Below are 12,367 nucleotides of genomic sequence, written 5' to 3' on the forward strand. Positions count from 1 at the left end.
TTCCGGGAGAGGTTTTTTCGACAAAGAGCCCGCAGCATGTCAGCATGTTTTAAGCGAAGAGTTTTGTGAAAAAGATAAGACATAGTGTAAAGGCGGTTCCGGTTGAACAAACAAGCGCTTTCTGCCGGATAACCTTCTTGGGCGGATAAGAAGCAGCCTGGCTGAGAAGTCTGATATAATAAACAGCGCCTGAAGCGAAGGCAAGGGTGATGCAGGATAACACAATCATAAAGACAGACAACCTTCTCCCTCCTTTTCACTTAAAAAATATGCTAAAATAAAGCAAGCTATGTATAGAAGTTCAGGCTTTCAACAAAAATGAAAAATGCTGAATGAATCCTATTTCAAGAAAAAGACGGGGTGATTGTAATGGCGGACGGACGTTCTCTATTAACAGGACTATTCGTAGGCGGCATCATTGGAGGAGCAGCAGTTCTTCTTACTGCACCTTCCTCAGGAAAGCAGCTGCGTGAAAAAATGAAAACCAATTATGATTCTTTTGAAGAAACGATCAAACGCTTAAAATCAGACGGGCTTGCATTAAAAGACCAGCTGATCAAAGCGGCAAAAGAAAGCACGGATGTCATTAAAGACGTAAGCGGCGAGCTTCAAACGTCCATTAAAAAATGGCAGGAAGAGATCAAGCCTCACCAGCAGGATCTGCAAAAAGAAATCGCTGATATCGAAGAGAAAATCAGACAGCTGGAGAAAACCTTACAAAACTAATATCCTATTCAAAATAAAAAAATGCGGGCCAAACTTGGACCTGCATTTTTTTTTGCTGAAAAAGCCTCTCACCGCAATGGATTGTGAATTTATTAAAAAATTCTTAAATTTTCATCTTTATTAATCTTTATTTTATTGGCATAATAGAGAAAAAGAAAAAGAGAAGCAGGTGACGTAATGAATCGAGTGGAACCGCCCTATGATGTGAAAGAGGCTCTGGTCTTCACCCAGAAAATGGCTCAGCTTAGCAAGGCTCTTTGGAAATCAATTGAGAAGGATTGGCAGCAATGGCTCAAACCGTATGACCTGAATATTAATGAGCATCATATTTTATGGATTGCGTATCAATTGAATGGAGCTTCCATTTCTGAAATCGCGAAATTCGGGGTCATGCACGTATCAACCGCATTCAACTTTTCAAAAAAGCTGGAAGAACGAGGATATTTAAGGTTCTCTAAACGGCTGAATGATAAACGGAACACATACGTTCAATTGACTGAGGAAGGCACTGAGGTATTCTGGAGCTTGCTTGAGGAATTTGATCCGACTCGCAATGCGGTTTTTAAAGGGTCACAGCCTCTGTATCATTTATTCGGAAAATTCCCTGAAGTGGCAGAAATGATGTGTATGATACGCCATATCTACGGCGATGATTTTATGGAAATTTTCGAAACGTCACTCACTAATATTGACAATGACTTTGAAAGCGTAAACGGAAAACTGAAGAAAAAAGCAAAGGACAGTGCTGCGGATGAACCGGCAGAAGAGCTCGAACCTGTAAACAGTTAATCGAAGTGCTTCATGATGTCGATAAACACTTCCATCAGCTCTTGATAAAGCCCCTGCTCATACAGTGCAAAAATCGTTTCATGAACATCCAATTTTTCATTCAGCTGTCCGGCAAAAAGCGCAAGGAGCTTATCGAAAGTTACAAATCCTTGCGCTTTTTGTGTTGCCAACTCTTCTGACAATTCATCGCAAATCCTCATAACCTCTTCCCCTTCTTCCTTGCTCAGCCCTTTATCAATGAGAAGCGCATAGAAGGGGTACCTGTCCATATCTACTGTTTTCACTAATAATTGTATGTAATATTCTAATCGCTCAATGCGATGATCCATCGAATCCATCCACACCACTTCTTTCTATCTTTAATCTTATTTTAGCTGATAATTCACTGAGAAGAAAGTTCTAACCCCATATTTCGCAGTTTGTTTGCTTGTTTCAAAAAAACACCTGCTACACGATATTTTTTCTTAAAAAGCATTGATTTTTTCTCTTGGGAGGAGTAAATTATTTTGAGATTCTATTCAAGATGTATGGAAGGATGACTTTGATGAATTGCTGGAAGACCATAAATCTCATGAAGGATTATGGTGCCGTTCGCATAATATTAACTGCTGTATGTTTTATGATTTTGGTTTTTATATCTACCTTTTTAGCATTTGAGCTGCTGCGGCCTGGCACAAGCTTAAGCGATGAATATGTACCTTTATTCGGCGGTTTGCTCGTCGTTATTTTATTTGTACATAAAGTCATCCATGTCCTGCCAATCATCTGCAAAAAAAGAAAAATAGAAAAAAAGTTTTACATATTGCGCATGCGCACATGGAAACGAATACCAAAAACAACAATGCTGATTTCGCTCGTAAGCCCGTTTTTGCTGATTACGCCTGTATTGTTTTACGCCGCGCTGGCATTTCCGAATCACGCCCATTATTTCTGCATGATTTCGGGCATTCATGCCGGCTACTGTCTGCCTGACTTTTTGCTGGCTCTCAAGCTGATACAAGCGCCGAAAGCCTGTTTTATTGATCAAGAAGAGGACGGCTTGGATATTCTTGTTGAAAAGTAGCCAGACCTTGCCCCTAGGGGCGATTTTTCAATTTGCATTCTATCTTTTTTAATAAATATTTGGTAATGTAATATGGGACAGTTCAGAGAGAGGGGGAATCTCCCATCATTTTATTCTATTTTATCGTGGCTGCCATGTTTATTTTATACTTCATAAACAGGCTCACCAATACATTATGCCTTGTCAGAGAGATTCCTGAAGAGCGGCAGGATAAGGTATTCCGATTTATTAATGTATCTATATTAATTTTACTGATCTCTTCGTTTGTGGAGATCTCCTTTACTGTGTAAATATGAAAGAAAGCATAGCTGCTGATTAAGCAGCTATGCTTTCTTATTTTGATTAGTACAGCCAAGAAGCGCCGATGATAATCAATAAAATGAACAAAACAACCAATAAAGCGAAACCGCCTGCAAATACTTCACCCATCTTGAAAAGCACCTCCTGTAAAAAGCTTTATTTACCAATTACATCTTATGCAATTCATGATTGAAACGATTAGGCGCTAGTGAAAATAAAGGATCGCTTATCGTGCAAGCGATCCCCGGGCTGCTTAGTAGATGTAAGCTGCACCTACGATGATAAGCAAAATGAACAGTACTACGAGCAACGCGAATCCGTTAGAGTATCCTCCGCTCATGTTACATACCTCCTTTTCTTGATCAATATATAAGTATGTCATCAGCAAAAGTTTGACTAGACGAATGCCCTTTATTTAAAATCTTTTTACAGAAAGCCACAATATGTTATGATACGCATAGGCAATTTAATTTGGAATGATTAGGAGTGTTTGAAAACCATGAAGAAAATCGCAATAGCAGCTATTACCGCTACAAGCATCCTCGCTCTCAGTGCTTGCAGCGGCGGCGACAAAGAAGTCATCGCAAAAACAGACGCAGGCGATGTAACAAAAGGCGAGCTTTACACAAACATGAAGAAAACAGCTGGCGCAAGCGTACTGACACAGCTGGTGCAAGAAAAAGTATTAGACAAGAAATATAAAGTTACAGATAAAGAAATTGACAACAAGCTGAAAGAATACAAATCACAGCTTGGCGATCAATATACTGCCCTCGAAGAGCAATACGGAAAAGATTACCTTAAAGAGCAAGTAAAATATGAATTACTGACACAAAAAGCCGCTAAAGATAACATTAAAGTGACAGATGATGAAATCAAAGAATACTGGGAAGGCCTAAAAGGCAACATCCGCGCAAGCCATATCGTTGTTGCTGATAAAAAGACAGCTGAAGAAGTAGAGAAAAAGCTGAAAAAAGGTGAGAAGTTTGAAGACCTTGCAAAAGAATACTCAACAGACTCCACTGCATCAAACGGCGGTCAGCTCGGCTGGATTGCAAAAGATAATGCACAACTAGATTCGACATTCAGAAAAGCTGCGTTCGGGCTGAAAACGAACGAAGTTAGCGAACCTGTTAAAACACAGTTTGGCTACCACATCATTAAAAAGACAGAAGAACGCGGTAAATACGAAGATATGAAAAAAGAGCTGAAATCTGAAGTGCTTGAACAAAAACTAAATGACAACAATGCCGTTCAGGAAGCTGTTCAAAAAGTCATGAAGAAAGCTGACATCGAAGTAAAAGATAAAGAACTGAAAGACACATTCAATACATCTTCTACAAGCAGCACTTCTTCATCTTCAAACAGTTCTAAATAATAAAAAAAGCTGTGCACGCTCATTGAGCTGCACAGCTTTTTTTATGCAATAGAATGGTTTGGATTTTCTTCGTCATGCTGCTGAGAACTGCGGCGTTCTCTCTCCTTTTCCATCCTCTCCATATAAATCTGCCCTTCTTTTTCAATAAAGGACTGGTCTACTTTTTCTTCCTCTTTGGCTGCCGCCACAAGTTTATATGCACTGAAAATGATGCCTACAATACAAAGATACACCCACCATGGAAAAAATAACACGGGCTCCTCCCCCTTTTGCATAGATTCTTTATTCTTAACCATATGCGGGAATGAGACGAGTTATGAGCGGCAAAAGCGCATAAAAAAGGACTGACCTGAATGTATCAGCATCAGTCCTTTTTTGTTTATTTGTGAAAAGTCGGTTTATAAAAGGAACGGTTTTCCAGCGCAAATACACGTTCAGTGTACTCGCCCGGCTTCACGCGCTCAAGCGCTCTGTCCATCATATTCATTTTCGCATCCAGGTTGTCTATATAGTGCAGAATTTCCGCTTCCTTCACCATCGGCGGTTTCGGGCTGCCCCATTCTGCTTTGCCGTGGTGACTTAAAATTAAGTGCTGAAGAATTAATACCTCTTCAGAATCGATTTGAAGCTCCTCAGCCGCTTTTGACAGCTCTGTGACCATAATCGAAATATGGCCAAGCAAATTGCCTTCGACCGTATAGGAAGTAGAAACAGGGCCGGACAGCTCTTTCACTTTTCCAAGATCATGCAGGATAACACCGGCATAAAGCAGATCACGGTCAAGAGACGGATATAAATCTGCAATGGATTTCGCCAGATTCAGCATAGAGACAACATGATACGCTAAACCTGAGACAAACTCATGGTGGTTTTTCGTAGCCGCCGGATAATCCATAAATTCAGCTTCGTGTTTTTTGACTAAAAACCTTGTGATCCGCTGGATATTCGGATTTTTCATTTCAAATATATATTGAGTGATGGTATCCATCATTTCATTTTTCGGAATCGGCGCGGTTTCTAAAAAATCATCAATATTGACGTTTTCATGCTCGCTTACCGGCCTGATATTTCTCAGCTTCAGCTGGGTGCGCCCGCGGTAATGGTGGACATCCCCCACGACCTTCACAATCGTCTGCGGCGCATAGGTCACTTCATCACTTTGCTTGGCATCCCACAGCTTCGCTTCAATATCACCTGACTGGTCTTGCAGCATCAGCGTTAAAAACGGTTTCCCATTGCTTGCAATCCCTTTTGTCGAGGATTTAATCAATAGATATTGGTCCACCTGTTCGCCAACCTCATGTAGCATAATCCCTTTAGCCATTCTATTAAAGCTCCCTCCGTATCTTACATAATATCAGTATATCACATACCGATTTACAGCTATAGAACCTCTTTTATGACACCAAATGGATGATCTGACTGCTTTGAAATGCATCTTTAACATGGTCATGGCATGTAAAATACAAAATCTGCCTTCCGCCTTCAGATAAATCATAAAGAACGTCTAATACACGTTTCAGCCTTTCCTGATCAAAATGGACAAAGCTGTCGTCAAGCTGGAACGGTAGCCTGGCCCAATCCTGACGTGTAACGGCCAGAGCAAATCGGATCGCTGTATACAGCTGCTCACACGTCCCTTGTGACAGCTCTTCGGCATGATAAACAGTTCCATCACAATGCATGACCATAATGGAATCATCCGTTTCAGAAAAATAAATCGTCTTGTAGCTTCCGTCAGTCAATGGACGGAAAAATTCTCCGGCGGTCTCCAGAAGGCGCGGAAGCTCGACTTTTTTATGACGCTCCAATTTATTTCTGATCACCTGTTTGATCATTTGTATTGAGGCCCATTTTTTAGCGGTTTCTTTGACACGCTCTTTTTGCATTTCCGTTTGCAGCTTGAGGTCTGAGACCAATCCCGACGCCTCTAATTGTTCCTGTTTGACGAAGAGCAGTGCGATTTGACTCCGAAGCTGTTGGATCTCCTCAGTCAACCGTTCTTTTCTTTCATTCTCAACGAATTGCTTGTTTTTCAATTCAGTAAGCGTATTGGAATCCGCCAGTTCAATCTCCTCAGGGTGTCCGCCTTGAAGCTGTGCGTTTATGTGATGAAGTTTGATCTCCGTATCCTTCCATTTCCTGCTGATGTCTGCAATGGCGCAAAACTCATTTCTGTCTTTCGCAGCCGCCGCGGCAAATAACTGTTCGATCTGGGCTTGAAAATACTGTATTTCTTGCTCCAGCTCCAGCAGCTGCTCCTTTGTATAATGAATATCTGTTTCAATTCCCTTTTTTTGTTTCTCGATTTCTTTTTCACGTTCAACGTTTTTTTGCAATGTGTGAAGGGCGTCCGAAATAGAGATGTTCTCACTATGATTCTCAGACATAAGCTTGCTGACGCGTTCTTCGAATGTGCGCCGGTGTTTTTTCAGCCGTCCCGCTTCAATTGTCAGCTCATGCTTTTTCTTCACTTCTTTTTTGACATCCTTCATTAAGCTGTAAGCATCAAGCAAAAAAGACGGATCTTCCTTGAATCCGAGCTCCTTCATAAAACGCTCGACCTGAGTAAAGGACGGGGCCATATCTGCTTCCCACTGTTCAAACTGCTGGATGACCCTTTCATAAGCCGTCTCTTTTTGCTGGAGCACTGCCCGCTGTGTGATGAGCTGCTGTTTATTGCGGTCATCCTCCCATAACGCTTCTCGAAGCGCTTCGGCTTCTGCCGGCGAAATTTCCGTCATTGGCTGTCTCGGCTCCCCGCTGTTTCGGGAAGACGGTGTTTTTTTCCCTGTTGCAAGCCAATACACGATAAGAGCAGCTCCGATACTTATGGCGGGAATCCATTGCTGCAGCATCAGAAATAGAACGATGAACAACATACCAGCTGCAATAACAGTCTTTTTCTGTTTTGCCTGCTGCCTTTCAAAAAACTTCAGCTGTTCTCTCAGCTTCGCTTGCTCCTGATGCTGCCCCTGTGCTTCATCATATGCTTTAAGAGCCGCTTCTTTATCTTTTCTTTGGCTGTTTTCAAGGATGGCGGACGAAGCAGCATGAACAGCCTTTTCTGCGTCTTCCAGCTCTTGCCGGGCAAGTTCAAACGTCTCATCAAGCTGCCGTTTTCTGTCTCTTGCCTGCACGTATTGCTGCACCGCCTGCTGAAGCTGCCATTCATAATCATATGACGTGTTCATATTCAAAAGCTCATTTTCATCCGTTTTATTGAGCTGTTCCAGCCCGGCCGCTGCCTGTGCAGACGACTGGCGCAGCTGTGCCTGAATGGCGGCGAGCTGTTCTCCGCAGGATTGATACATATGAAACCCTGCCGAAAGCTCTTGTATCAGCGTTTCTTTCGCCAATATTTCTTTATCCGGGTTAAGCTTTTGCATCTGCTTGTCCAGTTCTGCCATCTTCACCCGAAGCGCCTCAAGCTGTGCGGATTTCGGGTGAAGATGGGATTCATACTTTTCCAGCTGATGCAGCCCGTCAGCCGGAAATTGTCCCGCCCGTTCCGGATATTGAGCAATCGCCTGTTCCAGCGCCGCTTTTTCATTTAGCAGCGGCTTCAGCTCAATCGCTCCCTCAATGGTTCGGATATGTCCTGCCGCCTCCTTCAATTCGGTTTCTGCCGCTGCAAGACGGGCTTCAAGCGTTCTTTTTTCCTCAAGAAGCTGATGATAGCCCGCTTCCTCTGCTTCCGCCTGTTTGAGCTTCGCTGTCAGCTGCTTAAGCGCTTCCAGCTCCTGATTCAATTGAGGGTTTCGCCCGTTTGGTTTATAGAGCCTTTCGCTTTCCTTGGCCAGCCTTGAATCAAGTTTAGAGACGGCCTCGGCGCCAAACAAGCTGGAAAACAGCAGAAACTCCCCAATCTTGTCGCGATTAAAGGCGTGAATTTCCTGCAGCCCGAATACGTCAAACGAATAAATGGCTTTGTACAGCGCCCTGTCCGTGCCCTGGAATAGCTGCTTTAAAAAATCTCCCTGCTTCACTTCGCCCTTTTCTGTGTACACTCTCAGCTTTTCGGCAGTCCCTTTCGTCCGTTCGATCTTCAACACCCCATACTCAGGATGTTCAGCTTCAAGAACACCGCCGTAGACACCGCCTGCTTTCGGTTCATATTTTTTCGTTTTCGGAAAACCGAACATCATGCTTTCAATAAATGACATCATCGTTGTTTTTCCTGCCTCATTTAATCCGTAGATTAATTGGACAGGTGAGGCGGAAAAGTGAAAGGTCCGATTGGAAAATTTCCCGTAATGGTAGATATGTAAAGATTTAATTCGCAAAGCTTTCACCGCCTCATGTTTCAAGCACCTTAAGCTGTCTTTTCAATAAAATTTGTGCCTGCTCTTTTATTTCCTTTAACTCCTCTTGGCTAAACCGGTCCGCGTGCCTTCTATATACAGGGTGACGCTCAAGCCCTTTCAGCACATCTGAGAGATCGCCGCCATCAATGTCTTCAAATAAACCGCCGAAAAAAGGGTCAAGGTTTGTAAGGTTTGTTTCTTTTTCTGTCTCATCTTCTAATGAAAGCGGCCAAATGAAGTGTTCCTCCTCCGCCTCTTGCTCCTGAAAAGCTTCAAGAAGCTCGTCCAAAGTGCCTCTCGGCGCCTCCAGCAGCCATTCCGGCGCCCGCCCTTGCAATACGAGTCTTACACAAACAGGGCTCCCCTTTATCCGCAGCTTCGAAAACGCGTCCTCAACCATTTGGAAAAGGGCAGTCATATTCTTTGCCTCCGTCACATCAACTGCCGCTTTTTCCCACAGGACATCATGCGCTCTCTGAAATTCATAAGAAATGTCTCCGTTTGTCACACGAACGAGATAATAGCCTTTATCTCCAGTCTCCTTCATATGGCGCGCTTGCGTGTTTCCCGGATAGATGACTGCCGGGTTCCCGGCAGAAAGAATTTGGCGTTTATGAATATGGCCAAGCGCCCAATAATCCATCCCGCTTTTTACGAGATCGTCATGTGTAAACGGGCAATACGGATCGTGCCCTTCAGATCCCGATAACGTACCATGAAGCATACCGATATGAAACGGCGCATCAGTTGACCTCCGGTAGCGGGCGGCTTGGTTTTCCGTTACGGCCCTGGCCTGATAGCTGAAGCCGTAAATGCTTGCTATGCGCCTGCCTTGCTTATAAAACGATTTTTCTTCAGGAACAGCGGACGTAAAAATGTGGACATTCTCCGGCCATTCAATCGGCGTCCACTCCCCGCCCAGATGATCGTGGTTCCCAAAGATCACATAAACTGAAATCCCGCACTCTCTGAGTCTTTCAAACTGTTTTTTTAAAAAAAGTTGGGCCTTTAAGCTTCGATTGGCTTCGTCAAACAGATCCCCCGCCAGCAAAATGAAATCAACGTTTTCTCTCACTGCGGCATCTATTATATGTCTCACGCTTGCAAACGTGCTTTCTTTGATCCGGGCAAAAATCGGTTCCGGCAGATGCGATATCCCGTAAAACGGGCTGTCAAGATGAAGATCTGCCGCATGAATAAAGGTTAGATCAGTCAACATTCTGCTCCTTTCCAGGATGAAGTACCCTTATTTTAGCACCGAATTCTTACGAATGCACGTTCTGTCAATAAAGAAACAGCCTGAGAATCCCCAGGCTGTTTTCCAATCAGTTTTTCGCTAAACGCAGCGCTTGTTTGATCGCTTTGAACGCGCTTGAATTGCCGTAAATCAACACACCGCCTTTGTAAATTCTGGCGCCGATGACGGCCAGTATGATAATGGTGAGCAGTGTGATTCCGATTCCGGCAGCCGCCTGCCAAAACGGAATATCAAGCATGCCGACGCGCAAGAACATAATCATTGGCGTAAAAATCGGAATAAACGAGGTTACCGTAATAAATCCTGCGTCTGGTGCATTCAAGCCGAACATCGAGATCATAAAACCGGCGACAACCAATAGCGTCATCGGCGTGATCGTTTGCTGCACGTCCTCTATTCTGCTGACGACACTGCCGAGAAACGCGGCGAGTGTCGCGTATAAAAAGTATCCGAGCAAAAAGAAAATAACAGCATAAACAACAGTCGTTGCTGAAACGTCGGTCAGATTAAGAAATCCCCCGACAGATGAAGCTGTTTCGCTCGTTTTGTTCAACCTTAGCGACAATGAGCCGGCAGCTATAATGACAGCAAGCTGTGTGATCCCGACGAGCCCGATGCCGAGCAGCTTTGCAAACATCTGCTGGATCGGCGGCATGCTTGAGATAAGAATTTCCATGACACGCGAAGATTTTTCGGTTGCGACCTCCATTGCAATCATGCTGGCATACATAATCACAGAGAAATAGATGACAAACAGTATAATATAAACAAGCCCTACCGTCTGGCCCAGCTCTTCCTCAGACTTCGCTCCCTCTTTCAGCGCCTCCTGCCCGACAGTAACGGGCGCATAAAGGCTGCTGATCGTTTCCTGCGAAACGCCGAGCTCCGCCGTTCCGACAGCCGTTTTGGTTTGCGTCAGCGCCTGCTGCAGCGTTTGATATGTGCTCTCATCAGAAATCGTTAACGATTTATATGTTCCTGAAATGGTCCCTTTTTCATCACGTTTGATGATGAGCATGCCATCGAGCGCTTCATCTTTGACTTGCTTTGTGACCTCATCCTCCGATTGCTTCGACTGCTTCACATCAAGATCGCTGTCTGTATCCACCGCTTTCAGCTGCTTCGAGAAAACCGGATATAATTCGTTTGTTTCATCAACAACGGCGATTTTTTCTTTCGCGTCATCATCTTGAAACAGAGAAATGATCGACTCTAGATTCGTTACAACTAAAACAAGCAGTACCGTGATGACAGTTGAAATAATAAAGGATTTTGCCATAATCTTATTTTTGTATGTATGAGAAAGCATGATCCAAAATTTATTCATAGATGGCCCCCACCTTTTCTATAAAAATATCATGCAGTGACGGCTCTTCAAGCTCGAACTTCCTGATAAACCCTTTTCCTTGGAGCATGGCAAAAATCTCTTGAGAGATGTCTTCATTGGCAATCTGCAGCTTGACGCCGTCGGCCGTTTCCTTCCATTGAAGAATGCCTTCATGAGACTGCAAAAAACGCAGATCGTCATCGGAGTGAATCGTGACATTCTTTTTGCCGAAGGAACGCTTTATCTCCTTCAGTCTGCCTTGTACAACCGGCTTTCCTTTCTGCAATATGCAAAGGTTCTCACAAAGCTCCTCGACATGCTCCATCCGGTGGCTGGAAAATAAAATAGAAACACCGCTGTTTTTCAGAGAGATTACAGCCTCTTTTAACAGCTCAACATTGACAGGGTCCAAACCGCTGAATGGTTCATCAAGAATCAGCAACTCCGGCTTATGCAAAACTGCCGAAATAAATTGGATTTTCTGCTGGTTGCCCTTCGAAAGCTCTTCCACCTTCTTATTTTCGTAATCTGTTATATTGAAGCGATCAAGCCATGTGCCGAGCTCTTTTACAGCCTCCCGCTTCTCCATCCCTTTTAATCTGGCAAGATAGACAAGCTGATCCTTTACCTTCATTTTCGGATAAAGGCCCCGTTCTTCCGGCAAGTAACCGATTTTGTTGCTGATACTGTAATTCACAGGACGACCTTTCCAGCTGATTGAGCCCTCCGTAATGCTTAATAAGCCAAGGATCATGCGAAACGTCGTCGTTTTTCCCGCTCCGTTTGCGCCTAAAAGACCGAACATTTGCTGTTCCGGAATGTCTAAGTCTAATCCGTCAACGGCTTTATAATCTCCAAATGTCTTCGTGACATGATCAATCTTAAGCACCGAATCTCCTCCTTCCCTGACCCATTATATACTAATTTTGGATGAAACATAATGAAGGATTTTGATTTCCTATTTAGAATATAAATGAAGAAAGACTGAAAACCTTGAAAATGGAGGAGAAACCTGATGGCTGATTATTTCCTTACAGCTTTTGATCCTTCGGGGAAACCACTGGTAAACGAGCGATTCGAGGCAGAAAATGAAGAAGCGGCAAAAACGCACGGTGAGGCACTGTTAAAAGAAAAAGAGCTTCACAGTCATACCCATCGTTTAGTCAATGCAGCCGGAAAGCTGATTTTGTTTCACAGATGATCAGCTTTCCGGCTGATC

Annotated in this window: 15 protein-coding genes; 5 read left to right on the forward strand and 10 right to left on the reverse strand. The window is 43.7% G+C overall.

The genetic code is table 11. The features are described 5' to 3' along the window. Nucleotides 1-49: 49 nt before the first annotated feature. The gene (gene yhzF / locus KHQ79_RS15010; protein ID WP_003239499.1) at nucleotides 50-241 is read right to left on the reverse strand and encodes a membrane protein YhzF; all 192 of its coding nucleotides are present in this window, start codon (nucleotides 239-241) and stop codon (nucleotides 50-52) included. 128 nt (nucleotides 242-369) lie between these two features. On the opposite strand from yhzF, the gene KHQ79_RS15015 reads away from it, so the two are divergent. After that, the gene (locus KHQ79_RS15015) at nucleotides 370-726 is read left to right on the forward strand and encodes a YtxH domain-containing protein (protein ID WP_003239500.1); all 357 of its coding nucleotides are present in this window, start codon (nucleotides 370-372) and stop codon (nucleotides 724-726) included. A 177-nt stretch (nucleotides 727-903) separates the two neighbouring features. Continuing rightward, nucleotides 904-1,515: an HTH-type transcriptional regulator Hpr gene (locus KHQ79_RS15020; protein ID WP_003239501.1), complete on the forward strand. Its 612-nt coding sequence runs from the start codon at nucleotides 904-906 to the stop codon at nucleotides 1,513-1,515. On the opposite strand, the gene KHQ79_RS15025 is transcribed toward KHQ79_RS15020, so the two are convergent. Further along, nucleotides 1,512-1,853 carry a YhaI family protein gene (locus tag KHQ79_RS15025; protein ID WP_003239502.1) on the reverse strand — a complete coding sequence of 114 codons (342 nt, stop codon included), beginning with the start codon at nucleotides 1,851-1,853 and terminating at the stop codon, nucleotides 1,512-1,514. The genes KHQ79_RS15020 and KHQ79_RS15025 overlap by 4 nt on opposite strands. A 206-nt stretch (nucleotides 1,854-2,059) precedes the next feature. On the opposite strand from KHQ79_RS15025, the gene KHQ79_RS15030 reads away from it, so the two are divergent. After that, complete coding sequence (locus KHQ79_RS15030) at nucleotides 2,060-2,578, forward strand: DUF3267 domain-containing protein (protein WP_003239503.1); 519 nt, start codon at nucleotides 2,060-2,062, stop codon at nucleotides 2,576-2,578. Between the two features lie 342 nt (nucleotides 2,579-2,920). On the opposite strand, the gene yhzE2 is transcribed toward KHQ79_RS15030, so the two are convergent. Together yhzE2 and yhzE1 are read right to left on the reverse strand one after the other, a co-directional pair. Beyond that, nucleotides 2,921-3,007 carry a sporulation protein YhzE2 gene (yhzE2, locus tag KHQ79_RS15035; protein ID WP_003155248.1) on the reverse strand — a complete coding sequence of 29 codons (87 nt, stop codon included), beginning with the start codon at nucleotides 3,005-3,007 and terminating at the stop codon, nucleotides 2,921-2,923. A gap of 124 nt (nucleotides 3,008-3,131) precedes the next feature. Next, entirely contained in the window at nucleotides 3,132-3,218 is an 87-nt protein-coding gene (gene yhzE1, locus KHQ79_RS15040; protein ID WP_003327753.1) for a sporulation protein YhzE1, read from the reverse strand. 159 nt (nucleotides 3,219-3,377) lie between these two features. Between yhzE1 and KHQ79_RS15045 the strand changes: the two genes are divergently transcribed. After that, nucleotides 3,378-4,256 (forward strand): peptidylprolyl isomerase, encoded by an 879-nt coding sequence (locus KHQ79_RS15045; protein WP_225515859.1) that lies wholly within the window; start codon nucleotides 3,378-3,380, stop codon nucleotides 4,254-4,256. A gap of 41 nt (nucleotides 4,257-4,297) precedes the next feature. Here KHQ79_RS15045 and yhaL read toward each other — a convergent pair whose 3' ends face one another. The 6 genes from yhaL to KHQ79_RS15075 form a co-directional block, all read right to left on the reverse strand. Continuing rightward, on the reverse strand, nucleotides 4,298-4,510 hold the full coding sequence (gene yhaL, locus KHQ79_RS15050; protein WP_003239506.1) for a sporulation protein YhaL: 213 nt from the start codon (nucleotides 4,508-4,510) through the stop codon (nucleotides 4,298-4,300). A 125-nt stretch (nucleotides 4,511-4,635) separates the two neighbouring features. Continuing rightward, nucleotides 4,636-5,580 (reverse strand): 3'-5' exoribonuclease YhaM, encoded by a 945-nt coding sequence (gene yhaM, locus KHQ79_RS15055; RefSeq protein WP_019257939.1) that lies wholly within the window; start codon nucleotides 5,578-5,580, stop codon nucleotides 4,636-4,638. Between the two features lie 73 nt (nucleotides 5,581-5,653). After that, on the reverse strand, nucleotides 5,654-8,551 hold the full coding sequence (locus KHQ79_RS15060; protein WP_225515971.1) for an ATP-binding protein: 2,898 nt from the start codon (nucleotides 8,549-8,551) through the stop codon (nucleotides 5,654-5,656). Between the two features lie 4 nt (nucleotides 8,552-8,555). After that, nucleotides 8,556-9,782 (reverse strand): metallophosphoesterase family protein, encoded by a 1,227-nt coding sequence (locus KHQ79_RS15065; protein ID WP_225515860.1) that lies wholly within the window; start codon nucleotides 9,780-9,782, stop codon nucleotides 8,556-8,558. 106 nt (nucleotides 9,783-9,888) lie between these two features. After that, nucleotides 9,889-11,148 carry an ABC transporter permease gene (locus KHQ79_RS15070; RefSeq protein ID WP_225515862.1) on the reverse strand — a complete coding sequence of 420 codons (1,260 nt, stop codon included), beginning with the start codon at nucleotides 11,146-11,148 and terminating at the stop codon, nucleotides 9,889-9,891. Further along, nucleotides 11,141-12,037 carry an ABC transporter ATP-binding protein gene (locus tag KHQ79_RS15075; RefSeq protein WP_225515864.1) on the reverse strand — a complete coding sequence of 299 codons (897 nt, stop codon included), beginning with the start codon at nucleotides 12,035-12,037 and terminating at the stop codon, nucleotides 11,141-11,143. Before KHQ79_RS15075 ends, KHQ79_RS15070 begins: the two co-directional genes overlap by 8 nt. 126 nt (nucleotides 12,038-12,163) lie before the next feature. Here KHQ79_RS15075 and KHQ79_RS15080 point away from each other — a divergent pair, with 126 nt between their 5' ends. After that, nucleotides 12,164-12,349, forward strand: a complete 186-nt coding sequence (locus KHQ79_RS15080) for a YhzD family protein (RefSeq protein WP_225515866.1) — start codon at nucleotides 12,164-12,166, stop codon at nucleotides 12,347-12,349. The last annotated feature ends 18 nt before the right edge of the window (nucleotides 12,350-12,367 follow it).

Origin of the sequence: Bacillus sp. TSO22 (assembly GCF_020223595.1) — a bacterium.
GTDB classification, from domain to species: Bacteria; Bacillota; Bacilli; order Bacillales; family Bacillaceae; genus Bacillus; species Bacillus inaquosorum.